The sequence below is a fragment of the Sphingopyxis terrae subsp. terrae NBRC 15098 genome (genome assembly GCF_001610975.1).
Lineage (GTDB): Bacteria > Pseudomonadota > Alphaproteobacteria > Sphingomonadales > Sphingomonadaceae > Sphingopyxis > Sphingopyxis terrae_A.
The window spans coordinates 1,852,561-1,875,549 of the sequence record NZ_CP013342.1; the positions used below are offsets into that span (position 1 = coordinate 1,852,561).

At 64.6% G+C, this 22,989-nt stretch carries 20 protein-coding genes; 5 read left to right on the forward strand and 15 right to left on the reverse strand.

Annotation, left to right across the window (positions count from 1 at the left end; translation table 11 throughout):
- Positions 1–2 precede the first annotated feature (2 nt).
- From AOA14_RS08925 to AOA14_RS08935, 3 genes are all read left to right on the forward strand, one after another.
- Positions 3–1,886: an ABC-F family ATP-binding cassette domain-containing protein gene (locus AOA14_RS08925; RefSeq protein ID WP_062901536.1), complete on the forward strand. Its 1,884-nt coding sequence runs from the start codon at positions 3–5 to the stop codon at positions 1,884–1,886.
- Between the two features lie 122 nt (positions 1,887–2,008).
- Positions 2,009–3,097 (forward strand): 4-hydroxyphenylpyruvate dioxygenase, encoded by a 1,089-nt coding sequence (gene hppD / locus AOA14_RS08930; protein ID WP_062901537.1) that lies wholly within the window; start codon positions 2,009–2,011, stop codon positions 3,095–3,097.
- Positions 3,094–3,639, forward strand: coding sequence for a VOC family protein (locus AOA14_RS08935; RefSeq protein ID WP_062901538.1), 546 nt, complete (start codon positions 3,094–3,096; stop codon positions 3,637–3,639). Before hppD ends, AOA14_RS08935 begins: the two co-directional genes overlap by 4 nt.
- Before the next feature lie 58 nt (positions 3,640–3,697).
- On the opposite strand, the gene AOA14_RS08940 is transcribed toward AOA14_RS08935, so the two are convergent.
- The 12 genes from AOA14_RS08940 to AOA14_RS08995 form a co-directional block, all read right to left on the reverse strand.
- Positions 3,698–4,348, reverse strand: a complete 651-nt coding sequence (locus AOA14_RS08940) for a YqaA family protein (protein ID WP_062903086.1) — start codon at positions 4,346–4,348, stop codon at positions 3,698–3,700.
- A gap of 163 nt (positions 4,349–4,511) precedes the next feature.
- On the reverse strand, positions 4,512–6,104 hold the full coding sequence (gene purH / locus AOA14_RS08945; RefSeq protein WP_062901539.1) for a bifunctional phosphoribosylaminoimidazolecarboxamide formyltransferase/IMP cyclohydrolase: 1,593 nt from the start codon (positions 6,102–6,104) through the stop codon (positions 4,512–4,514).
- Between the two features lie 154 nt (positions 6,105–6,258).
- A complete protein-coding gene (locus AOA14_RS08950; protein WP_062901540.1) occupies positions 6,259–7,293 on the reverse strand; it encodes a phytase in 1,035 nt (344 codons plus the stop codon).
- On the reverse strand, positions 7,290–8,762 hold the full coding sequence (locus AOA14_RS08955) for a purple acid phosphatase family protein (protein ID WP_238929762.1): 1,473 nt from the start codon (positions 8,760–8,762) through the stop codon (positions 7,290–7,292). The genes AOA14_RS08950 and AOA14_RS08955 overlap by 4 nt, the downstream gene beginning before the upstream one ends.
- 13 nt (positions 8,763–8,775) lie before the next feature.
- Entirely contained in the window at positions 8,776–11,562 is a 2,787-nt protein-coding gene (locus AOA14_RS08960; RefSeq protein WP_062901541.1) for a TonB-dependent receptor, read from the reverse strand.
- A gap of 202 nt (positions 11,563–11,764) precedes the next feature.
- Positions 11,765–13,504, reverse strand: a complete 1,740-nt coding sequence (locus tag AOA14_RS08965) for a heparinase II/III family protein (RefSeq protein ID WP_202988477.1) — start codon at positions 13,502–13,504, stop codon at positions 11,765–11,767.
- A gap of 42 nt (positions 13,505–13,546) precedes the next feature.
- Positions 13,547–14,215, reverse strand: coding sequence for a ribulose-phosphate 3-epimerase (rpe, locus tag AOA14_RS08970; RefSeq protein ID WP_062901543.1), 669 nt, complete (start codon positions 14,213–14,215; stop codon positions 13,547–13,549).
- 97 nt (positions 14,216–14,312) lie between these two features.
- Positions 14,313–14,603: a hypothetical protein gene (locus AOA14_RS08975; RefSeq protein WP_062901544.1), complete on the reverse strand. Its 291-nt coding sequence runs from the start codon at positions 14,601–14,603 to the stop codon at positions 14,313–14,315.
- 13 nt (positions 14,604–14,616) lie between these two features.
- Positions 14,617–15,591: an alpha/beta hydrolase gene (locus tag AOA14_RS08980; protein WP_062901545.1), complete on the reverse strand. Its 975-nt coding sequence runs from the start codon at positions 15,589–15,591 to the stop codon at positions 14,617–14,619.
- Entirely contained in the window at positions 15,581–15,814 is a 234-nt protein-coding gene (locus tag AOA14_RS08985; RefSeq protein WP_062901546.1) for a type II toxin-antitoxin system antitoxin, read from the reverse strand. The genes AOA14_RS08980 and AOA14_RS08985 overlap by 11 nt, the downstream gene beginning before the upstream one ends.
- Positions 15,815–15,825: 11 nt before the next feature.
- Complete coding sequence (locus AOA14_RS08990) at positions 15,826–16,731, reverse strand: SPFH domain-containing protein (RefSeq protein WP_062901547.1); 906 nt, start codon at positions 16,729–16,731, stop codon at positions 15,826–15,828.
- Between the two features lie 184 nt (positions 16,732–16,915).
- Entirely contained in the window at positions 16,916–19,105 is a 2,190-nt protein-coding gene (locus AOA14_RS08995) for a M3 family metallopeptidase (protein WP_062901548.1), read from the reverse strand.
- A 235-nt stretch (positions 19,106–19,340) separates the two neighbouring features.
- Between AOA14_RS08995 and AOA14_RS09000 the strand changes: the two genes are divergently transcribed.
- Complete coding sequence (locus AOA14_RS09000) at positions 19,341–19,655, forward strand: hypothetical protein (RefSeq protein ID WP_062901549.1); 315 nt, start codon at positions 19,341–19,343, stop codon at positions 19,653–19,655.
- A gap of 76 nt (positions 19,656–19,731) precedes the next feature.
- Here AOA14_RS09000 and AOA14_RS09005 read toward each other — a convergent pair whose 3' ends face one another.
- From AOA14_RS09005 to AOA14_RS09010, 3 genes are all read right to left on the reverse strand, one after another.
- Positions 19,732–19,929: a hypothetical protein gene (locus AOA14_RS09005; RefSeq protein WP_062901550.1), complete on the reverse strand. Its 198-nt coding sequence runs from the start codon at positions 19,927–19,929 to the stop codon at positions 19,732–19,734.
- A gap of 110 nt (positions 19,930–20,039) precedes the next feature.
- Entirely contained in the window at positions 20,040–20,483 is a 444-nt protein-coding gene (locus AOA14_RS19745; RefSeq protein ID WP_202988453.1) for a hypothetical protein, read from the reverse strand.
- Positions 20,484–20,604: 121 nt separating this feature from the next.
- Entirely contained in the window at positions 20,605–21,474 is an 870-nt protein-coding gene (locus AOA14_RS09010; RefSeq protein WP_062901551.1) for an SMP-30/gluconolactonase/LRE family protein, read from the reverse strand.
- A gap of 344 nt (positions 21,475–21,818) precedes the next feature.
- Between AOA14_RS09010 and AOA14_RS09015 the strand changes: the two genes are divergently transcribed.
- Positions 21,819–22,973, forward strand: a complete 1,155-nt coding sequence (locus tag AOA14_RS09015) for an acyl-CoA dehydrogenase family protein (protein WP_003041771.1) — start codon at positions 21,819–21,821, stop codon at positions 22,971–22,973.
- Positions 22,974–22,989: the final 16 nt, after the last annotated feature.

Genomic DNA, 22,989 nt, shown 5'->3' on the forward strand with positions numbered 1-22,989 from the left:
CCATGCTGACGATCAACAATCTGACCGTGCGACTGGGCGGCCGCACCATTCTTGACCGCGCGAGCGCCAGCCTGCCGCCGAAAAGCCGCACCGGGCTGATCGGTCGCAACGGTGCGGGCAAGTCGACGCTGATGAAAGTGATGATTGGCGAACTCGAAGCCGACGACGGCGGGATCGAAATGCCGCGCAAGACGCGTCTCGGCTATATCGCGCAGGAAGCGCCGAGCGGCAGCGCGACGCCGTTCGAAACCGTGCTCGCCGCCGATACCGAACGCGCCGACCTGCTCGAACGATCAGAGATCGAATCCGACCCCGACCGGCTCGCCGACATTCACGAGCGACTGATCGCGATCGACGCCTATACCGCGCCAGCGCGCGCCGCGCGCATCCTGATCGGTCTCGGCTTCGACGAGGATATGCAGGGGCGCCCGCTCGACAGCTTTTCGGGCGGGTGGAAAATGCGCGTCGCGCTTGCCGCGCTGCTCTTTTCGAACCCCGACCTGCTGCTGCTCGACGAACCGTCGAACCACCTCGACCTCGAAGCGACGATGTGGCTCGAAAGCTTCCTGCGCGCCTATCCGGGGCAACTTGTCGTGATCAGCCATGAACGCGACCTGCTCAATAATGTCGTCGACCATATTCTGCATCTGGAAGGCGGGAAGGTGACGCTCTACGCCGGCGGCTATGACGCGTTCGAGCGCCAGCGCGCCGAACGCGCGGCGCAGCTTGCGGCGGCGAAGGCGGCGCAGGACGCGCAGCGCGCCAAATTGCAGGACTATATCGCCCGCAACAGCGCGCGCGCCTCGACCGCGAAGCAGGCGCAGTCGCGCGCCAAGCAACTCGCCCGTATGCAGCCGATTGCGGCGATTGCCGACGATCCGAGCCTGGTGTTCGATTTCCCGAGCCCCGGCGACGAACTCAAGCCGCCGCTGATCACGCTCGACCTTGCCAGCGTCGGCTATACGCCCGGCGCGCCGGTGTTGCGCCGCCTGAACCTGCGTATCGATCCCGACGACCGCATCGCGCTGCTCGGCCGCAACGGCAACGGCAAGACGACGCTGGCGCGCCTGCTCGCGGCTCAGTTGAAGCCCGAAGAGGGCGGCATGGCGGTCGCCGGCAAGATGCGCGTCGGCTATTTCACCCAATATCAGGTCGAGGAACTCGACGGCGCCGATACCCCGCTCGGTCATATGACGCGCGTGATGGCGGGCAAGACCCCCGGCGCAGTGCGCGCGCAACTGGGACGCTTCGGCTTTTCGGGTAACAGGGCGACGACCGAGGTCGGCAAGCTGTCGGGCGGCGAGCGGGCGCGGCTCGCGCTCGCGCTGATCACGCGCGAGGCGCCGCACCTGTTGATCCTCGACGAACCGACCAACCACCTCGACGTCGATGCGCGCGAGGCGCTGGTGCAGGCGCTGAACGGCTTCGAGGGCGCGGTGCTGATCGTCAGCCACGACCGCCATATGCTCGAACTCTCGGCCGACCGGCTGGTCCTCGTTGATGACGGAACGGCGCGCGATTTCGACGGCAGCATGGACGATTATGTCGCGTTCATTCTCGGCAAGTCGCCGTCGGGCGACGATGCGAAGGCCGCGCCCGCGAAGCCGAAGGATGCAAAGGCGGCGCGGCAGGAAGCGGCAAAAGCCCGCGAAGCCCAGGCGGCATTACGCAAGACCGCCAAGGATCATGAGGCGCGCGCGGCCAAGCTCGCGCAGCAGGTCAGCGCGATTGACCGCGCAATGTTCGACCCCGCGAGCGCCGAGCCGGCGCTTGCCAAGCTGACGATGGGTGATCTCGCGCAGCGCCGCGGCAAGCTCGCATCCGAGCTGGAACGCGTCGAGGCGGCATGGATGAGCGCGCTCGAGGCGATTGAGGAAGCGGCGTAGTCGCTGCGACGAGAAGCGTCGCCCGAGCGCAGGCGACGGTCTATCTGAAGCGCCCCGGCATTGACTCGCGGTCCGCGATCCATCATAATAGTTTCAATTGAAACCACATTAAGGGACTGACCATGGCCGACCTGTTCGACAATCCGCTGGGCCTCGACGGCTTCGAATTCGTCGAATTTTCGGCGCCCGAAAAGGGCATGCTCGAACCGGTGTTCGAGCGCATGGGTTTCACGCGCATCGCGCGGCACCGCTCGAAGGATGTGGCGCTTTGGCGGCAGGGCGACATCAACCTGATTGCCAATTACGAACCCAAATCGCCCGCGGCCTATTTCGCCGCCGAGCATGGCCCGTCGGCGTGCGGCATGGGCTGGCGTTGCCGCGACGCGGCGAAAGCCTATGCCGAGGCGATTGCGCGCGGGGCCGAGCCGGTCGAGGTCAAGACCGGCCCGATGGAACTGCGCCTGCCCGCGATCCGCGGCATCGGCGGCTCGATCATCTATCTGATCGACCGCTATGGCGACGGGCTGAACATCTATGACATCGACTTCGTCTATGAAGATGGCGTCGACCGCTATCCCGAAGGGGCGGGGCTGAAGGTGATCGATCACCTGACGCACAATGTCTATGGCGGGCGCATGGCGCATTGGGCGGCCTTTTACGAACGCATCGCGGGCTTCCGCGAAATCCGCTATTTCGACATCAAGGGCGAATATACCGGTCTGACCTCGAAGGCGATGACCGCCCCCGACGGCAAGATCCGCATTCCGCTGAACGAAGAAGGCGCGGGCGGTGGCGGCCAGATCGAGGAATATCTGCGCGCCTATAATGGCGAGGGCATCCAGCATATCGCCTTCAGCTGCGACGATCTCTACGCGTCGTGGGACAAGCTCAAGGCGCTCGGCAATCCCTTCGCGCCGTCGCCGCCCGCAACCTATTACGAGATGCTCGCCGACCGCTTGCCCGGCCATGGCGAGCCGGTTGATGACCTCAAATCGCGCGGTATCCTGCTCGACGGATCGACGACCGAGGGCGATCCCCGCCTGCTGCTCCAGATTTTCGGGCAGACCGTGATCGGCCCCGTTTTCTTCGAGTTCATCCAGCGCAAGAAGGATGAAGGCTTCGGCGAGGGCAATTTCACCGCGCTGTTCAAGTCGATGGAACTGGACCAGATCCGCCGCGGCGCGCTCAATGTCGAGGAGCCCGCCGAATGACGAGTCCGATCAAATTGGGCGGCGTCCACCACGCCGCCTATCGCTGCAAGGACGCGAAGGAGACGGTCGAATGGTATGAGGCCATGCTCGGCATGACCTATACCACCGCCTTTGCCGAGGATCATGTGCCCTCAACCGGCGAATATGATCCGTACATGCACGTCTTTCTCGACGCGGGGAACGGCAATATCCTTGCATTTTTTGAGCTGCCGAACCAGCCCGACATGGGCCGCGACGAAAATACGCCCAAGTGGGTCCAGCACCTCGCCTTCAAGGTCGGCAGTTATGACGAGCTGGTCGGCGCCAAGGCGCATCTCCAAGCGAATGGCGTCGATGTGCTCGGTCCGACGCATCACGGCATCTTCAAGTCGATCTATTTCTTCGACCCCAATGGCCACCGCGTCGAACTGGCGTGCGACATCGGCACCGACGAACAATATGCCGAACTCGCGCGCGTCGCGCCGCTGATGCTCGAAGAATGGAGCCGGACGAAAAAGGCCCCGCGCCACGCCGACTGGCTGCATCAGGCCGCGAACGAGTAGTCTAATCTAAAAGGGCCCGTCATTGCTTCGCTTTGCTCGCAATGACGAAGATATTTGATTACTCCCGACCCAGCCCCATGCTTTCCAGCGTCGCATGGCTGCATTTGTCGGCGGTCTTGCTGCCGCCGCCCGACAGCGCGCTCGCGGCGATGAAGCCACCGACAACGAGGATGATGAAGCCGCCCGCGACCCAGGCGAGATATCTGTCGATGAACGCCTTGATCGGCGCCCCGAACAGGCGGAACAACAGGCCCACCAGCATGAAGGAAAAGGCGCGGCTCGCGAGGCTTGCCCACAGGAAGGTGACGAAGTTCATGTGGATGAAGCCGGCGGTGATCGTCAGCAGCTTGAAGGGAATCGGCGTCGCCCCCTTCACCAGGATGATCTCGGCGCCATAGTCGCGCAGATAGCAGGCAGCGGCAGGAAAGCTCTCGGTCAGATGGAGCACGCCGAGCAGCCACAGTCCGACGCTTTCGTACAGGAAGAAGCCAATCCCGTAGCCCAGCATCCCGCCCGCGACCGAGGCGAGCGTGCAGATAAGCGCATAGCGCACGGCCTTCTTGGGCTCGGCGAGGCACATCAGCCCCAGCATCGGATGCGGCGGGATAGGAAAGAAGCTCGCCTCGACGAACGACACCAACGCCAGCCAATATTCGGCGTGCGGATGCGCCGACTTCTCCATCGTCCAACCATAAAGGCGCTGGATCATCGACTTGTTGCGGGGGATGGCGGTCATGCTGGTCCTTGGTTGCGGATCAGGACGATCCCGGCTTCCCTATGCCGTTCGCGGTGCCCGAAGTCGAGACAGGAGCACGCTTCCTTCATCTCTCGTCAATCCGGCCTTCGCCCGGATGACGGTTCGAAAATCAGCGTCAGTGCCGGAAATGCCGCATCCCCGTGAACACCATCGCCAGGCCGGCTTCGTTCGCCGCGGCGATCACCTCGTCGTCGCGGATCGAGCCGCCCGGCTGGATGACGCAGGTGGCGCCTGCTTCGACCGCGGCGAGCAGCCCGTCGGCGAAGGGGAAGAAGGCGTCGCTCGCGACCGCACTGCCGACGGTGCGCGGGCTCGCCCAGCCGTGGCTCTCGGCCGCTTCACGCGCCTTGATCGCGGCGATGCGCGCGCTGTCGCGGCGGTTCATCTGTCCCGCGCCGATGCCAGCGGTCGATCCGCCATTGGCATAGACGATGGCGTTCGACTTCACGTGCTTGGCGACGGTCCAGGCGAAGAGCGCGTCGGCCAGCTCCTCGTCGGTCGGCGCGCGGTCGGTCACGACTTTCAGGTCATCGCGCGTGATGCGGCCATTGTCGCGCGTCTGCGCCAGCCAGCCGCCGGCGATCGCCTTCATCACCAGCCCGCCGCGCGCCGGGTCGGGCAGGTCGCCGGTGAGCAGCAGGCGGAGGTTCTTCTTCTTTGCGAACACCGCGCGCGCGTCGGCTTCGGCATCGGGCGCGCAGACAACTTCGGTGAAGATGCTGCTGATCGCCTCGGCCGTCGCGCCGTCGAGCTTGCGGTTGACCGCGATGATGCCGCCGAAGGCCGAGACGTCGTCGCATTTCAGCGCGGCGTCATAAGCCTCGGTCAGCGTGGCTGCGGTGGCCACCCCACAGGGATTGGCGTGCTTGACGATGACGCAGGTCGGGTCGGCGTCGCGGAATTCGGCGACAAGTTCGAGCGCTGCGTCGGCGTCGTTGAGATTATTGTAGCTAAGCTCCTTGCCCTGCACCTGCTCGGCCTGCGCGACGCCGCGCGCCGACGGACCGACGGGGAGGTAGAGCGCCGCCTTCTGGTGCGGATTTTCGCCATAGCGCAGTTCGCCCGACAGCCTGGTCGTGAGCGGCAGCGTGTCGGGGAAAAGCTTGCCCTGATCGGCAAAGGCGAACCATTGCGCGATCATGCTGTCATAGGTGGCGGTGTGTGCAAAGGCGGTCGCGGCGAGCCGCTTGCGCAAGCCGAGCGTCGTCGCGCCGCCATTGGCGTCCATCTCGGCGATTACCGCCGCATAATCCTCGGGCTCGGTGACGATGCCGACAAAGGCGTGGTTCTTCGCTGACGAGCGCACCATCGCGGGCCCGCCGATGTCGATATTCTCGATGATCGTATCGCGGTCCGCGCCGCTCATCACCGTCTGAAGGAAAGGGTAGAGGTTGACGACGACAAGGTCGATGCCGCCGATGCCATGCGCCTTCATCGATGCGACATGCGCGGCATCGTCGCGTACCGCCAGGATGCCGCCGTGTACCGTCGGATGCAGCGTCTTGACGCGGCCGTCCATCATCTCGGGAAAGCCGGTGAGGTCGGAGACGTCGAGCACGTCATGCCCCGCATCGCGCAGCGCCTTGGCGGTGCCGCCGGTCGAAACCAGCTCGACGCCATGGCGGACGAGCGCCGCGGCAAGATCGGCGAGGCCCGCCTTGTCGCTGACGGAAAGGAGCGCGCGGCGGACGGGAACGAGATCGGTCATGGGAAGGGCGGCCTTTGCAAGACGGGAAAGACGCGGCCCCCCTAGGCGGGTGCGGGCATTTGGGCAAGGGTCGTCGCCCCCGCGAAGGCTGGGGCCGCATGGGGGCCATGCGATATATCGCCAGCGGTCCCCGCCTTCGCGGAAGGGAGGTTTCCTATTGCAGGCCCAGCGCCGCCGCGATCCGGTCCCAGCGCACCAGCTTGAAATTCTGCGCTGCGGGCGCATTGTCGCCGTCCTGCGCCAGGAACAGGCCGCCGGGATAGGCCGCGCCGAAATTGCCCGCGACCGCCTCGATGCCGTCGGTCTCGCTGGTCGCGCCATAGCGTCCCGCCGAAATGGCGAAGCGGCCGACATAGTCCATGTCGGGCAGGCGGAAGACCGCATAGGCGCTGTCGCCCTGGCTCGATGCGATCAGATAGCGCTGCCCCTTGTGGTCGATCGTCGCCAGCCCCTCGACGTCGGCGACGAGCCGCTGGTTGTCGACGGGCGCGACGAGCTTCGCATCGACGCCGCTCGCGTTCGGCGTCAGCCGCCAGATGCCAGCGTCCTCCTCACCGACATACAGCGTGTCGCCGTCGAAGACGCAGCCTTCGGACTGGGTCGGTATCTTATGCTCCCACTGCACGGCGAAGGCGGGTTTGGCCCCCTCGGCGAGCTTCAGCGTGCCGACGCGCACCGTGCCGTCCTTGATAATGAGGGCTGCCGTCACCGGCTCGCCGGGCGCGCTGCGCTTGAGGCAGAGGCCATAGGCTTCGCCGGGGCCGGCCGAGGCGCGGCCGAGGCTGGTCAGCGCGGGCTTGGCACCGTCGAGCGCGAAGACCGCGAGATGCGCGTTCACACCGTCGTTACGGTCGCTCGCGACGACGATATTGCCGGCGACATCGACATTGTTGACGCGTCCGCCTTCCAGAAAGGCGAGGTCGCGGCCGGCAAGGTCATAAAGGTGCAGCCCCGCCTTCTTGTCGGTCGCGATGATCAGCGCGCGGCCGGGATCGGCCGGATCGACCCAGATCGCCGGATCGTCGGCGGCGTCGGCCTTCGCCGTGCCGACGGGGGCGGTTTCGCCGTCGGCGGTGACGGCGACCGGCGGCAGGCCGTGGATCGCCGGCCCCTGCTGCGCGGCGCATCCGGCGAGCAGGGCGGCAAAGCCGATCGAAGCGGCGAGCTGCCGCGGGCGCAAAGACATCATCGAAATTCCCCTGTCATGCCGAACAAGCGGCCCGGTCGTTTGCCGCGCGCGACGCAGGCGCCGCCGTCGGGCCCGACAGGGCCGCTGCACCGCCGCGCCGCGATCGTCGGTTCATCGATTTCGCGCAGGATATTGGCGCCATCGGCGCGGCGTTCGAGCGTGAAACCGTCATAGAGGCGGCCCGACGCGGTGAAGGTCCGGAAGGCAAGCCGCCGCGGTTCGACATCGACGATCTGATAGAGTTCGGTCGCCTCGGCGACCTTGTCGGGTTGCCATGGGGTGCGGTCGTTGAGCGCGTACATCTTCGATCCGGTGACCGAGACCAGATAGACCGGCCCCTGCACGCTGCCGTCGGCGCGCGCCCTGGCGCTGGCCTCGCGACCGGCTTCGGACGTCAGGCGGCTGTAGCAATGGTCGTGTCCCTGCAGGACGAGATCGACCTTGCGCGCGTCGAACACCGGCTTCCAGGCCGCCTTGATTTCCTTGGTGTCGTCGGGCCGGGCACAGGTGAAGACGGGCTGGTGGAACAGCACGACATTCCAGTTGGCCTTGCTCGATGCCAGCGCGGCATCGAGCCAGCGCGTCTGCGCCGCCACCGTGCCGAGGTCGAGGGCAGAAGTGCCGTCGAGGACGATGAAGCGCACGCCCTGATAATCGACAAAATAGGTCGTCGCCTTGACCGGATCGGCGCCGTTCGACGGCAACGCGAACTGCGCGGGCCAATAGGGACCGAGCCGGCGGCTTTCGCTGCCGTCAGGCGCGAGAGCGTCGACATATTCATGGTTGCCGGTCGCGGGCAGCTGCGGGACAATCGCGTAATTATAGCCGCCCGCCTGGTTCCATTCGCCCCATTCGTCGTCATGGTCGAGGTCGTCGCGCTGGCCGACGAGATCGCCGGCATGGAGGACGAGGCGAATGTCGCCGTTGGCGTGGAACGCCTGCCGGATGACGCGGCTGGCATAGGTCAGGATGCCGTTCTGGACATCGCCAAGATACAGAAAGCGGAAGGGTTTGGCTTCGGCTGCTGCGGTACGGAACTGATACCATTCGCTCCATCCCGCCGCGCCCTTCACGCGGTAGGCATAGACGGTGTCGGGCGTGAGCCCGGTAAAGCGCAGCTGGTGATAGAGCGCCGGCCCGTAGCTGCTGTCGACCCGCACCGCGGTGCCGGTCACGAGCCGGGCCTTTTCCTCGAGCGTCGGCCCGTCGACCGACACCGCGATCTGGGCCTGGGACTCGGCCTGTGCGGTGTCGGTGCGATAGGCGACCGCCATCTCGCGCGCCGGATCGGAGCCGGGCGTGAGGACTATGCGGTCGGGCAGGTTGCGCGGCGCATAGGGCATGCCGGGGGAACGGGGCAGGGCGCCGCCGGCGGCGGACGCCCCCGCCACGGCGGGGATGGCGCCGATCGCGGCGAGCGCGATCGGCAGGATCCAGCGGTTGCGGCGGCGCCGCGCTCCCGTCGTCATGGCCTCGCCCTCCTCAGAAACTGGCCTTGACGCCGAATTTGAACGTCGAGCCATATTCTTCATATTGGAGCAGCCGCTGGCTGCTCGCATAATTCTGATAGGCGAAATATTTGGCGTTGTTGATGTTCACCCATTCGCCATAGAGGCGGACATTGTCGGTGAGCTTGAACTTGACCGACAGGTCGAGCTGGAAGTGGTTGTCGACATAGCGGTCGGTTTCCGCATCGCCGCCGATTTCGTCGAGATATTTGTCGCGGTAGGTGCCGGCCAGCCGGATGTCGATCGGCCCCTTTTCATAGCCGAGCACGAGGTTGAAGGTGTTGCGCGAATTTGACGGCAGCGCGATGCTGCGGCCGTCGAACAGCTTCGCCTTCGACCAGGTGTAAGTGTAATTGGCCTGTGCCAGCAGCCCGTCGAAGGGTGCAGGCAGCATGTCGAACACCTGGCTGTAGCTTGCTTCGAGCCCGGCGACCTCGGCCTTGTCGCCGTTCACCGGGATGATCGCCTCGCTGAAGGCGGTGCCGCGATACACGCCGTTATAGGGCGCGTCGCTGTCCTCGAAGAAGCCATCGACGATGAAATTGTCGATCGACTTGTAGAAGCCGCCGATGCTCAGCGCGGCGTTGCGACCGAAATAATATTCGGCGCCCGCGTCGAGATTCCACGCCTTGTAGGGCAGCAGGTCGGGGTTGCCGAATTCGGCCTCGTCATCCTCGTTGATCGTGAAGCGCGGCGCGAGCTTCGACAGCTTCGGACGCACGATGCTGCGCGAGCCCGCCAGGCGCAGCACGAGATCCTGCTGCGGCTGGAAGCGGATCGTCATGCTGGGCAGCCAGTCGGTATAGTTGCGGCGGTAGGACACCGGCGTGACGAACACGTCGGACCCGTCGTCGGCGACGAGGTTGCCGTTGAGCACATTCTTGGTTCGTTCGACGCGGACGCCGCCGATCACGCGCAGCGTGTCGCTGTCCCAGCGGCCCAGCAGATAGCCCGCCAGAATATTCTCGCTGACCGAATAGTCGCTGCTGTTCGACCCGAGGTCGGTCTCATACTGGTTGACCTCGAAATTGCCGAGATTGGCATTGTAGAAGGCGGCCGGACCGGTCTTGCTCGCCACGGGGCCGATATCGGTGAGGCGATAGGTCTGCTGGCCCAGCACGTCGGCGAGGGTGAAGTCGCCGTTATAATCGCCATAATAAATGAGGTTGAAATTATAGCTCTTGTCGCGCCAGCGCGATTTGATGCCGCCCTGGATCGTGAAGTCGCCCTTGTCGCCGGCGAAGGTGCGGGCGAGGTCGGCCTTGACCGCATATTCCTCGTCCTGGCTGTCCGACAGGTCGGTGAGTTCGAGGCGGTTGAAGCCATATTCGGTGGGATCGTTGAACAGCGCGGCGCCGGCGGTGACGCTGTAGAGCGGCACGCGCGGATTGCTGTAATCCATGTTCACATCGACGCCATCGTCGTTGAAGCGGGCGCGGAAGCGCAGCGGGTCGATCGAGAAATCCTCGCGCTCGCTCGATTTGGCCCAGCTTGCCGACCAGTTGAATTTCCACACGCCGGTGTCGGTGTCGCTGCCGACGACGACGGTGCGGATGCGCTGACGCTCGAACCGGTCCTTGAGGTCGCGGCGGACTTCGATGCGGCCGTCGGCATCGGTGAAGAAGGCGCTGTTCGCGTCGCCCGAGGCGGGATCTTCGTTGAAGATGATCGTCGTGCGGCGGCGATATTCATGGTCGTCGAACTGGCTGAAATTGCCGCGGATATAGGCCTTGGTGGTGTCCGACGCGCGCCAGTCGAACGACAGCGCGCCGCTGATCCGCTCGCGGGTGACGTCATAGTCGCGATATTCGATTTCGGGGGCGAAGGCGACGCCGTCGGCTTCTTTCCAGAAGTCGCCGGCTTCGACATTGTCGGTTTCGAACTTGCGCTTGTAATAGCTGATACTGCCCGCGATGCCGAAATTGTCGCCGACCCGCGTCGCGAAATCGAGGCTGCCTTTGGGGGTCAGCTTGCCCGAATAATCATTGTAGCTGCCCTCGATACGCGCCGAATAGAGGTCGCGCTGGCGGTCGAACGCGCTGGTTGTGTGAATCTCGATCGAGGCGCCGATCGTGTCGGCATCCATGTCGGCAGTCAGTGATTTCTTGATCTCGATCGATTCGATCGTGTCCGACGAAATAACGTCGAGCGCCACCGAACGGACATCGCTTTCGGGTGCCGGCAGGCGCACGCCGTTGAGCGACGAGGCGTTGAGTTCGGGATCGAGCCCGCGCACCGAGACGAAGCGGCCTTCGCCCTGGTCGTTCAGAATGTTGACGCCCGGCAGGCGGCGCAGCGATTCGGCGACATTCTGGTCGGGGAACTGACCGATCGCGTCGCGCGTCAGGACGCTTTCGACGCCGTCGGCGGCTTTCTGACGCGACAGCGCGCTGGCCTGGTTCGCGGCCTGTCCGACGACGAGGATGTCGTTCGCGCCGCCGAGGCTGAAATTGACCGTGACTCCGCCGGTTGCGGGCACGTCGATCGTGCTGCGTACGGGCTCGGCGCCGACGTAGCGCGCCTCGAGCGTGTAGGTACCGGCGGGCACGTCGCCGAAACGGAAGCTGCCGTCGCGGCCAGCTTCGGCAACGCGGCCCAGTTCGACGATGCGAACCTCAGCGCTCTGCAGCGCGCGCGTGTCTGTGGCGTCGGTGACGATGCCGACGATGTCGGAAGCGAAGGCGCTCGCCGGAGCGAGCATGGCCGCGACCAGGCCGGTGCCGAGAAGGATGCGCGAACGGCAACTGCGAATCAGTGTCATGGAAAGAGCCCCTGTCCAGATGGCCGCCGGCGCCCTGTGCCGGCGGATCGAGGGGGCCTGTGACAATCGCCCATGACGGCTGTGTTACGTCGGTGTCACACGAGTGAAACAAGCAGGGGTGCGGCTATGCTAAACCGCTGGAAAATCCGTTTAAAATTCGGCCCAGGATTTTTTCCCGCGCTGCTGCGCGCGGCATGGGCGGTCAGCCGATATGCTTGAAGATCCAGCCGATGCTGGCACCGCCGGCGGGCGCGGCACCCGTTACGACGAGTTGCTCGGTCGGATGCGGCCGGCCGTCGCCGTCGACCCACAGGCTTTCCTCGATCGCGAGCTGGCCTTCGGAGGTGCGGAACTGCCACAGCGGGCCGCCCGCGATGCGCAGCAGCGCGCCGAGCTTGTCGGCGGTCAGACTGGCCGAGATATTGCGGCCGAGGTGAAAACGCAGCGTGAAAGCCTTGTCGCCCTTGCGCCGGCTGCGCGGGGCGGGGAGCAGCATGTCCTCACCGCGCAGCTCGCGCCCGTTGGGCGAAAGGATCAGCAGGCGGCGGTGGATCAGACCGTGGCGGCGAACATAGCCATCATGCCCCATCTCGACCCGGCTGCCCTGCGGCGTTTCGCGCCGGTCGAGCTCGACTTCGGTCACGCCGCGGCCAAGCGTCCCGTTGGGCAGGATCGCGGTCGAATTGCTGTCGGCGATGGTCAGCGTCGAATGGGCGGCGGTGGTGCGCAGCCCGCGCGCCAGGTCGGCGGGAATCGTCGCGCCGGTCAGCGCTGCGCCGCCGCAATTGACGACGATGCGTTCGTCGCCATCCGAAAGCTCGAACGCCAGCGTCGAGGCGCAGCCCGCTTCGGTAACCCGCGCGATCGGGGGCGGCGCGGCGTCGGCCAATACGACCACCTTGTTCGCAACCAAGCGCTGATAGCCCCAGTCGCGCGCCTGTTTGAGCGGCCGGGTGCGCACACCGCTTGCCGCGACGACCGCTTCGATAACCGCTGCCGGCGTCGCGCCGCTGCCTTGCCAATTGCCCATGCCGCCGTCGCTGTGGACGAGCCCGAGCAGCGCTGGCACGGTGCGCGCAAGCACTTCCTGCAGGAAGGGCGGCACCTCCATCCGGCGCATGTCGTAAATGCGCGCGAGCATCGACAGCGCCATGATCGCGTCGAGCTGTGCCTGCGGCGAACGCGCGATATTGCCGCCGTCGGCATAGAAGCTGGTCTCGAGAACCTTGCGCAGCCCTGCTTCGCCGAACACCTGGCGCGGCTCGCCGCCCGGCATCAGCAGCGATGCAGCGACGATGCCGATCCAGGCAACAAGCTGGCCGGTGCCGGGGCGCGTCTTGTCGGCGACGCGATCGAGGTGGCGCGCCGCGCGCGCGAGATGGTTGAGTACGGCGGAACGATAGACGAGATCGCTCGACGACAGGATCAGCGGCGCGTGCGCGGCCCAGAACAGGATGCGCCAGCCGGCATTGTCGGCGCGCCATGCGGGTTCGCTTACCGTTTCGCCGTGCGCGGCGAGCCATTGGCGGACGAGCGCTTCGGCGATCGGGGCGCCGTCGGCGCGCGTCCCGGTGGCGGCAAGATCGCGCAGCCAGGCAAAACTGTGCAGATAATCTGCGAAGGCCGGGGCGACCGAGAGCGCCGCGAAATCAATCTCCCTTATCGGCAGCTTGAGTCCGCGGTGGAGGAAATGGCCGGCGCGGATCGCCATGCCGGCGCGCGTGTCGCCGGGAACCGGATCGGCCGGAACGCCCAGCAGCTTGAGCGGGAAACGCCCCTTCAGCCGCAGCGCATGGAGCGGAGTGCGCCAGGTCAGGCGGGTGAAATGATTGGCGATGCGGTCGCCCAGCGACAGTCCCTTGTCGGCGGGCAGGCGGATCAGCCGTTTGCCGGGTTCGATGCTGTCGTCGAGCGGGGCGACGGGGTCGCCCGTTTCGGGCATCGGATCGACGGGAGCAGAGGTCAACGGTCTCCCTTCCATCGATCAGCCGCGCAGGCGCTTGATATTGTCGGCGTAGGCCGCGGGACCGCCCTTGAAGGTTGCGGTGCCGGCGACCAGGACGTCGGCCCCCGCCGCGATGGCAAGCGGGGCAGTTGCGGCGTCGATGCCGCCATCGACTTCCAGCCGGATGTCGCGGCCCGATTTGTCGATCATCTTGCGCACCGCCTCGATCTTGCGAAGCTGGCTCGAAATGAAGCTTTGCCCTCCGAAACCCGGATTGACGCTCATCACGAGGACGAGGTCGATGTCGTCGATCAGATAGTCGAGCATCTTCGCCGGGGTCGCGGGATTGAGCGACACGCCCGCCTGCTTGCCCAGCGACTTGATGTGCTGGATGCTGCGATGGATGTGCGGCCCGGCTTCGGGATGGACGGTGATGATGTCGGCGCCCGCCGCGGCGAAGGCGTCGAGGAAATTATCGACCGGCGAGATCATCAGATGAACGTCGAAAGGCAAAGTCGAATGGGGACGCAGCGCCTTTACCACCATCGGTCCGATGGTAAGATTGGGCACGAAATGCCCGTCCATCACGTCGATATGGACCCAGTCGGCGCCCGCCGCCTCGATGCGGCGCACCTCTTCGCCCAGCTGCGCGAAGTCGGCGCTGAGGATCGAAGGGGCGATGCGGACGGAGGATGGATCGGCGGTCATGACGACCGCCCTTAACCATCAAGCGGTATGGGGGCAAGGCGCTGGACGTCGCCGCCCGGCGGAGACTGTCGATAATCGGTCGGGGCGGACAGCGCGGCTATTTTTTCCGCCGCTTGTCGTCGCGCTTTTCGGCGGCGCGATTGCCCCAGCGCCATTTCCAGCCGCCCTCGGTGCGGGCCTGGTAGATGGGCATGGGCGCAAGCGCGGCGAGGACAACAACGATGGTCATCGCGACCGGCTGGCTACGCAGCGCCATCGACAGCCCGGCGATCAGCGCGATGTGGAGCGCCATGAAGACCCACCCCTGCCACGCGATCGGCAGGCCGGTGCCATAGCCGTGGTTTTTGGCGCGGAACCAGGGCTTCTTGTCGAGGAAGAGGTGAAGCATGATCGGGCCTCCTTCAGTGGCTGTTCGCGCGCACGAAGCGGATGATGTCGACGACGAGCGAACGGTCGATCGCCAGACTCGGATCGGTGTAGGTCGCCATATTGGCGGCGCGGTCGCTCGCGCTCGCCTGCTTCAGCACATGGGTCATCCCCTTGATCACCGACAGTGTCGCGTCGGGGCGCGCGGCCTTCAGCTTTTCGGCATCGACGAGGGGAATTTGCAAGTCGGCGCTGCCCGCGACGATCAGCAACGGCTTGGTGGTGGCGGCCAGCATCGCGGCGGGATCGTGCCCGATCAGGTCGATGAGATAATCCTGCACCGCCGGATTGAAGAGGCCGCGGGCGAGCGCCGGGTGCATCGCGCTCACATCGACATGCTCGCCCTTCGCGAGCCGGTCGAGCGCGCCGTTGGCGTCGGACAGGATCGGCGCGTTGGCCGGATTGGCGGCAAGCTGTTCGCGCAGCACAACGTCGAAGGGGCGTCCCATCGCCGATATCAGGATCAGGCCGCAGACATGCGGATCGGCTTCGGCCGCGATGGCGACCAGCCCGCCTTCGCTGTGTCCGGCCACCCAGATGCAGTGCTGGCCGGTTCGCTCGGTCAGGCTACGCGCCCATGCGCCGACGTCGGCAGCATAGGCGGCGATCGTCACCTTATTCGCATCGGTGACCGCCGCCTCGCTGCCGAACATGCCGCGCTTGTCGATGCGCGCCGCGGAGATGCCCTTTTGCGCCAGCGCCTCGGCAAGCAGGCGGTAGCTTGCCGAGGTGATGCCGAGCGGGCTGTTGCCGTCGCGGTCGGTCGGCCCCGATCCGGGGATGATCAAGACGACGGGTGCGCTCGCCTTCTCGGCGCTCAGCAATGTGCCGGCGAGCGGGCCGTCGGCGCCCGGCGCGCTGATTTCGCTGGCGACCGGGCTTGCCCCGGCAGGCGCGGCGGTGGGCAGCAGGGCAGCGGCGAGGGCCGCAGCGGCGATCCTATTTTTCATCAGGGGACTCCGTCGCGCGCGTATCGGCTACCGCCGGCGGGCGACCGCGGCGGGGCTTTTCGCTCGCCTTCACGGCAACGCCGCGGCGAGCGAGCGCTTCGCGAAGCAGCATTTCGATCTCGGCATTGGCGCTACGCAATTCGGCCGCCGCCAACCGCTCGATCGCCGCATAAAGGGCGGGATCGACGCGGAGGGCAAAGGCTTTCCTGGCAGCTGTCGACATCGTTTTTGGGCTCAGTAGAGCGACCCGGCATTGACGACCGGCTGCGTGTCGCGCTCACCGCACAGGACAACCATCAGGTTCGATACCATCGCGGCGCGGCGTTCATCGTCGAGGTCGACGACCTGCTTTTCGGACAATTGCTGCAACGCCATCTCGACCATCGACACCGCGCCTTCGACCAGCTTGGCGCGGGCGGCGACCACCGCCTCGGCCTGCTGGCGGCGCAGCATGGCGCCGGCGATCTCGGGGGCGTAGGCAAGGTGCGTCAGCCCGCATTCGTCGACGGTGATTCCCGCGACGTCGAGCCGCTCGATCAACGCCTTTCGCAGTTCGACGCCCACCTCGTCATGGTTGCCGCGCAGCGTGATCTCGTCATGCGTGTGATCGTCATAGGGATAGCGCGATCCGATCGCGCGCACCGCCGCTTCGATCTGCGCGAGGACGAATTCCTTGTAATCGTCGACGTCGAACAGCGCCTGCGCGGTGTCGGTAACGCGCCAGACGACCTGCGCCGCCATCTCGATCGGGTTGCCTCGCAGGTCATTGACCTTGATCTTGTCCGAAATCACATTGTTCGCGCGCACCGCGATCTTCTTGCGGGTCAACCACGGCAACACCCAGCGCAGCCCGCTTTCGCGGTCGGTGCCCTTGTAGCTGCCGAACAGCTGGATCGCCGCCGCTTCATTGGGGTTGATTAGGTAAAAGCCGCACAGGATCAGGGTGCCGACGATGCCGCTCGCGACAGCAACGCCCCATTTCCAGTTCCAACCGGCCGTTTCGCCCTGGATGTTGGTCACCGCCGCCCAGATCGCGATGCCGAACAGCACCAGCCAGACCAGCAGCATCAGATAGCCGCTCTGTGTCGCAGCCCGCGTTTCGCGGCTGCGGTTCAGTGCCGGCGCAGTTCCGTCTCCCATCTTACCCTCCGAATCATCCGATATAAAGATGATATCATATTTATATCGGATTCGGCGGCCGTCAACAGGAATCGGATGGGGCGGGTCTATCGGCTGTTGGAAGGCCTCCGGTCGCCTTTGTTGTGGACAGCGGGCAAAACAAAGGGGGCACGGCGGCCCCCTTTGCTCCCCGGTTTTCATTTGATTATTCGCTGGTCGGGAACCCGCGCCGTTCGAGCAGAGCCTTCACGTCGGGGTCGCGGCCGCGGAAAGCGCGATAGGCTTCCGCGCGGTCGGTCTCGTTGCCCGTCATCAACAGGATTGTCCGGAACTTGTCGGCGACGCTGCGGTCCCACGGCCCGCCCGCTTCCATGAAGGCAGCCCAGGTGTCGGCGTCCATCGTTTCGGACCAGAGATAGCTGTAATAGCCCGCCGAATAGGCGTCGGAACTGAACAGATGGCCGAACTGCGGCAAACGGTGCCGCATGACGATTTCCTTGGGCATGCCGATTTCGGCCAGCGTTTCGCGTTCGAAAGCATCGACGTCGGTTACCGGCACCTTGCGGTCGTGCAGCTTCATGTCGACGATCGCGCTCGCCAGATATTCGACCGTGTCGAATCCCTGGTTGAATTTGCTCGACGCGATGATCTTGTCGACCAGCGCCTGCGGCATCGGCTCGCCCGTCTTGTAGTGCGTCGCGAATTTCGACAGCACTTCGGGCGTCATCAGCCAGTTTTCGTTCACCTGGCTCGGATATTCGACGAAGTCGCGCGGTACCCCGGCAAGCGCCGGATAATAGACGTGCTGCAACAGATAATGGATGCCGTGCCCGAATTCGTGGAACAGCGTCGTCGCATCGTCGAGGCTGACGAGCGTCGGTTCGCCGTTCGCGCCTTCGGTGAAATTATTGTTGTTCGACGCGAGGACATTGCGTTCGCCGCCCAGGCCCTGTTCGCTGCGATAGGTGGTCATCCAAGCGCCCGAACGCTTGCCGTCGCGCGCAAAATTGTCGAGGTAGAGGACCCCGACATTCTTGCCGGTCTTGAGGTTATAGACCTCGAACGTCTTCACCTTGGGATCGAAGACCGGGATCGTGCCGGTGTTTTCGCGGAAGCCCAGATCATAGAGCCGCCCCGCCGACCAGAACATCGCGTCGCGCAGCTTGTCGAGCTGGAGGTACGGCTTCACCTCGCTTTCATCGAGGTCATATTTCGCCTTGCGGACCTTCTCCGCGTAGAAGCGATAATCCCACGGTTCGATCGTGATCTTCGGCCCCTTGCCCGCCTTTGCCTCGGCATCGGCGATCGCCTGCATGTCGGCGACCTCTTCATGCACGCGGGCGACCGCGGCCGGCCACACCTTCATCATCAGCGCCATCGCGTTCGCGGGCGTCTTGGCCATCGTGTCGGCCATGCGATAGTCGGCGTGGGTCGGAAAGCCGAGCAGTTCGGCGCGCGCCTGGCGCAGCTTCAGTATTTCGGCGATCGTCGCATTGGTGTCGTTGGCATCGCCATTGTCGCCGCGGTTGACGAAGGCGCGCCACACCTTCTCGCGAAGCGCGCGGTTGGTCGCATTTTGGAGCACCGGCTGCGCCGACGAGCGGGTGTTCTTGATCGCCCACTGGCCAGGCTTGCCCTGCGCCTCGGCCGCGGCGGCCAGCGAAGCCACGAAACCTGCCGGCAGCCCGTCGAGTTCGGCCTTGTCCGTGACGAAGGTGTATAGCTTTTCATCGCCGAGCAGCTTCGACGAAAAGGTCGAGAACAGCCCTTCCAGCTTGGCGTTCATATCGACCAGCTTCGCCTTATCGGCGGGGGGCAGATTGGCGCCGTCGCGCACCATCTCGTCATAGCTGCGCTCGACAATGCGAATCTGCTGGGCGTTGAGCCCGCTCGTCAGCCGCGTGTCATACACCGCCTTGTAGCGCGCGAAGAGTTTGGGATCGAGGAACAGCTCGGTATAGAATTTGGTGAGCTTCGGGCTCCATTCGGCGTCGATATCTTCGACGCGGTCGTTCGACTTGTTCGACGTCTGCACGCCCCACATCGCGAAGACGCGGTCCATCGTTTCGCCGGCAAGCTGCATCGGGACATGCGTGTTTTCGAAAGTCGGCGCGGCGGGATTGTCGATGACCGCCTGCACCTCGGCCTTCACCTCGGCCATCCCTTTTTCAAAGGCGTCGGGGAACAGGTCGGGGTCCAGCTTGTCCCACGGCGGCACCCCTTCATAGGGACCGGTCCACGGGGCAAGCAGCGGGTTCGCGTCGGCCGGGGCGGAAGCGGGCGCCTTGGCGGCGGGTTCGGCGGCAATACTCATCTGGCTATAACCCATCATCAGTGCCGTCGATGCAAGCAGCATCGACAAATGACGGACAGGGCGGGGCGCGATACGCAGCATCTGTGATCTCCCGGGGGTTTTGGTTTCGGACGAAACCATGTCGGGAGGTGCCTTAACCCGATAGGGCGGCAGTGTGCAAGCCGACGAGGTCAAGCCCGGCAAGCGCTCCAGTCGTTGCGGGAATGACCGGAATGCGGTGGGAGAGCAGAAAGGCGGCTTTCGGCCTTAGATCGGTGCAAAGGGGACGTTAAGACTGCTTGCCTATGCCCCTACCGAGCCGCTTCGGAGCCAGGCCGTGTTTGACGTTCATCTAGACATATCACTGTTCACCACGAACGCCGCGTTTGGCATGATCTCAGGCAGCATGCGCTTACCCCTGATTCCTCAGGTCGGCGATGTATTGTCATTCCGGATTACAAGGTCGGTCGAAGCCTTCTGCGACACCCACCCATTCACCGGAGTTTTGCGAGTCACTAATCGGATCATCAGCCCAGATGGGGTCAGTGTTGCTCTGGAGGATTTGACCGCCGCGACACCCGGAGATGCCCAGTCGATAATTGAAATTTTCGAAGAAAATCACGGGCTATACGGAGATGTTTGGGAAAACTAACGACGGCTATTAGGATCGTTGGCACCTTGGAATGATGACCAAAACCGGTCGGAAGCGCGCCTAGCTTACCTCAGTACTAGCGCAGTTTACTCCACGCTTCGCTTGTGAGCCACATGGCCGGCAGCAGCATGAAAATCATCACGAGCCAGAATTGAAACGGTCTTTCATCGCGGCGTGGATCGGTGAAGCCAATCGGCACGCCCGCTCGGATGGAACGGCCAATCAGAATCAAAAAAGATGCTGCAAGCAGCACGCAGAGCAGACTCTTCATCATGAGGAATATACATCACTGTGAAATGGCAGCAATCGGTCGATTCCGATTCAATTTAAATCGGTGGCGAACGGCGACTTTGGGATGGGATGCCGACCGACCGCTTCTGGTTTTCACCGGAGATTTGGTGATAGCTCTATCCGAGGAAGTTTGCTTCCCCCGACGCCTCTTAAGCCCGACTTTCCCCAGACCATCGGCACCACTTGCCGCATCATCTTGCCGTTGGCTTCTTCGAATCCTCCCAAAACGTGAATTAGTGCTTCGTTAGGACCGTTGCAGCCGATCTCGACCCGGTCCAAAACGTGAAGGGGCGCGATGGCGGCGTTGATTGCTGACCGATCATCCTTCGAAAGACGCCGCGAAAATCCTTCAATTGCAACGACAGAAACCACATAGCCCTGCCGGTCAAACTCCGCCGTTACTCGGCCTGCCTCGGGGCAGACGACGGAAACACGGTCGCTGTTTGCGATTGGGGCGTAGGATGACCAGTCCTCTATCGCAGTTAGTGGCGGCGGCGGGGAAGCCGTCTGGGCCAAAACAGCCACGATGAACTGCATTAACAATGTATCATCCTCATGCCGGAACCATCGATAATCGTCTTATCGCGGGAACATAAACGATGTGTAGAGCCCTCGAATGCCTGCAACCTGTCGCTTCATGCCATATGGCGCGCGCCGTTCACCCGCCAAAGCCCGGCTGGACGATCCCCGGCACATCGACGCGAAAGGTGAAGAGGCCGCCAGCGTGCGGCTGGGCCGCGCGGTCGCCATCGGACAGGTCTTTGCCCGCGCTGGTGACGAAGGCGGTGCACAGGTCGGCGCCGCCCAGCGCGATCATCGAGGGGCGCTGGACGGGCATCTCGATCGTCTGGAGAATCTCGCCGGCGGGCGACAGGCGCACGACGCGCCATCCGTCCCACAGCGCCGACCAGTAACAACCCTCGGCATCGACCGTTCCGCCGTCAGGGCGGCCCTTGCCCTGCTCGAACTGGTGGAACAGCCGGCCGTCGCCAAGCGCGCCGGTCGCGGGGTCGACCGCATAGGCGTGCAGCGCATGCGTTGGCGTGTCGGCATGATAAAAGGTGCGGCCGTCGGGGCTGAAGGCCGCGCCGTTGCTCGTCAGCAGCCCGCCGAGCATCGGAGTCAGCGTCCCGTCGGGGTCGAGGCGGAACAGCATTGCGCCCGGGTTGGACTTGTCGCGCGTCACGCTGCCGATCCAGAAGCGGCCCGCGGCATCGACGCACCCGTCGTTGAAGCGCTGTTCGGCTATGCCCGCCAGCACCGCCGGACCGAAGGGGCGCGGGTCCTCGCCCCACGCGTCGATCAGCGCGCAGCCGTCCTTGAGGCCCATGACCAGCCCGCCGTCCGCGCGCGGCGCGACGCAGCCGACGGGCTGGTCGAGCTGCATCGTTTCGGTCGCGCCAGTCGCGGGATCGGTGCGATGGATGCGATGCGCATCGATATCGACCCAGTAAAGGCGTGCTTCGGGGGCGTGCCAGCGCGGCGATTCGCCGAGCAGCGCCTGCGCATCGAGAAGGAGATCGACCATCGCAGCGGCTTAGCGCGGCGCGGCGGCGCTGCCCAGCGCCCGCAAACCTATTCGGTGCCTGATTCGATTATGGAACAGCCGCCTCGGCGCAGATTCCGTTCATCGTCACTGACTTGATGCGGGGTCGATTCTCGCCGCGCGGGGCGCACGGGTCCGGTATCCGGTCCGGGGCGACAAGACGGTGGGCGGCTTCGCGTGCGTTTTATGCCGTAACGGCATTTCCACTTGACGTGGACGTAAACGTAAGGTCCATTAGCAAGCGAAGGACGTGCCCCGGCGCGGCCCCGTTTCGCGCGCACCGGCTCCCCGAAATCGTCCGGACGCGCTCAGGGAAAGGAAGAAGGATGTCGCTCGATAATCTGTCGCGCACCGCTTACACCGACGATCATGAGGCGTTCCGCGCGACGGTGCGCCAGTTCCTCGAAAAAGAAGTCGCGCCCAATCAGGCGAAATGGGCTGAGGACGGCATCGTGCCGAAGGATCTGTGGCCCAAGGCGGGCGAGCTGGGCCTGCTGTGCCCCACCGTTCCCGAAGAATATGGCGGGCTGGGTCTCGACTTCGGCTATAATGCGATCGTCGACGAGGAAAGCGCCTATTATGGCCGCGTCACCACCGGCTTTTCGCTCCAGTCGGATATCGTCACCAACTATATCGTCCGTTACGGCAGCGAAGAGCAGAAGAAGCATTGGCTGCCCAAGATGGTGTCGGGCGAAGTGGTCACCGCGATCGCGATGACCGAGCCGGGCACCGGCAGCGACCTTCAGGGCATGCGCACGACCGCAAAGAAGGATGGCAACCATTATGTAATCAATGGGTCGAAAACCTATATCACCAACGGCCAGAACGCCGACCTGGTCCTGGTCTGCGTCAAGACCGACACCGAGGTGCAGCCCGCTTGGAAGGGCGTGTCGATCGTGCTCGTCGAGGCCGATCGCGACGGTTTCCAGCGCGGCCGTAACCTCGACAAGATCGGGCAGGACGAAGCCGACACGTCGGAGCTTTTCTTCAACGACGTCCGCGTCCCCATCACTAACTGTCTCGGCGAAGAGGGACAGGGGTTCATCTATCTGATGAGCGAACTGCCGCAGGAACGCCTGTCGATCGCCGTGTCGGCGCAGGCCTCGGCGCAGCGCGCGTTCGACGATACTGTCGAATATACGCGCGACCGCAAGGCGTTCGGCAAGCCGATCCTCGATTTCCAGAACAGCCGCTTCGTCCTCGCCGATCTGAAGGCAAAGCTGCAGGTCGGCTGGGCGCACCTCGACTGGGCGCTCGCGCGGCATCTGAAGAAGGAACTCACCCCCGAAGAGGGCGCTGCGGCGAAGCTGTGGCACACCGATCTTCAGTGGGAAGTGATGGACAAGTGTCTCCAGCTGTTCGGCGGCGCGGGTTATATGAACGAATATCCGATCGCCCGCGCCTGGCGCGCGGCGCGCGTGACGCGCATCTTTGGCGGCACGAACGAGATCATGAAGGAACTGATCGGGCGCAAGCTTTAATCCCGTCGCCCCCGCC

Excerpts from the sequence above, each read along its gene's own strand:
- AOA14_RS08995 (WP_062901548.1), bottom strand. The coding sequence starts at position 19,105 with ATGCTGCGTATCGCGCCCCGCCCTGTCCGTCATTTGTCGATGCTGCTT.
- AOA14_RS08980 (WP_062901545.1), bottom strand. The coding sequence starts at position 15,591 with ATGAAAAATAGGATCGCCGCTGCGGCCCTCGCCGCTGCCCTGCTGCCC.
- purH (WP_062901539.1), bottom strand. The coding sequence starts at position 6,104 with ATGACCGATCTCGTTCCCGTCCGCCGCGCGCTCCTTTCCGTCAGCGAC.
- rpe (WP_062901543.1), bottom strand. The coding sequence starts at position 14,215 with ATGACCGCCGATCCATCCTCCGTCCGCATCGCCCCTTCGATCCTCAGC.
- AOA14_RS19745 (WP_202988453.1), bottom strand. The coding sequence starts at position 20,483 with ATGCAGTTCATCGTGGCTGTTTTGGCCCAGACGGCTTCCCCGCCGCCG.
- AOA14_RS08935 (WP_062901538.1), top strand. The coding sequence starts at position 3,094 with ATGACGAGTCCGATCAAATTGGGCGGCGTCCACCACGCCGCCTATCGC.
- hppD (WP_062901537.1), top strand. The coding sequence starts at position 2,009 with ATGGCCGACCTGTTCGACAATCCGCTGGGCCTCGACGGCTTCGAATTC.
- AOA14_RS08960 (WP_062901541.1), bottom strand. The coding sequence starts at position 11,562 with ATGACACTGATTCGCAGTTGCCGTTCGCGCATCCTTCTCGGCACCGGC.
- AOA14_RS08955 (WP_238929762.1), bottom strand. The coding sequence starts at position 8,762 with ATGACGACGGGAGCGCGGCGCCGCCGCAACCGCTGGATCCTGCCGATC.
- AOA14_RS08965 (WP_202988477.1), bottom strand. The coding sequence starts at position 13,504 with ATGCCCGAAACGGGCGACCCCGTCGCCCCGCTCGACGACAGCATCGAA.
- AOA14_RS08940 (WP_062903086.1), bottom strand. The coding sequence starts at position 4,348 with ATGATCCAGCGCCTTTATGGTTGGACGATGGAGAAGTCGGCGCATCCG.
- AOA14_RS09015 (WP_003041771.1), top strand. The coding sequence starts at position 21,819 with ATGTCGCTCGATAATCTGTCGCGCACCGCTTACACCGACGATCATGAG.
- AOA14_RS09010 (WP_062901551.1), bottom strand. The coding sequence starts at position 21,474 with ATGGTCGATCTCCTTCTCGATGCGCAGGCGCTGCTCGGCGAATCGCCG.
- AOA14_RS09005 (WP_062901550.1), bottom strand. The coding sequence starts at position 19,929 with ATGATGAAGAGTCTGCTCTGCGTGCTGCTTGCAGCATCTTTTTTGATT.
- AOA14_RS08985 (WP_062901546.1), bottom strand. The coding sequence starts at position 15,814 with ATGTCGACAGCTGCCAGGAAAGCCTTTGCCCTCCGCGTCGATCCCGCC.
- AOA14_RS08925 (WP_062901536.1), top strand. The coding sequence starts at position 3 with ATGCTGACGATCAACAATCTGACCGTGCGACTGGGCGGCCGCACCATT.
- AOA14_RS08990 (WP_062901547.1), bottom strand. The coding sequence starts at position 16,731 with ATGGGAGACGGAACTGCGCCGGCACTGAACCGCAGCCGCGAAACGCGG.
- AOA14_RS08950 (WP_062901540.1), bottom strand. The coding sequence starts at position 7,293 with ATGATGTCTTTGCGCCCGCGGCAGCTCGCCGCTTCGATCGGCTTTGCC.
- AOA14_RS08975 (WP_062901544.1), bottom strand. The coding sequence starts at position 14,603 with ATGCTTCACCTCTTCCTCGACAAGAAGCCCTGGTTCCGCGCCAAAAAC.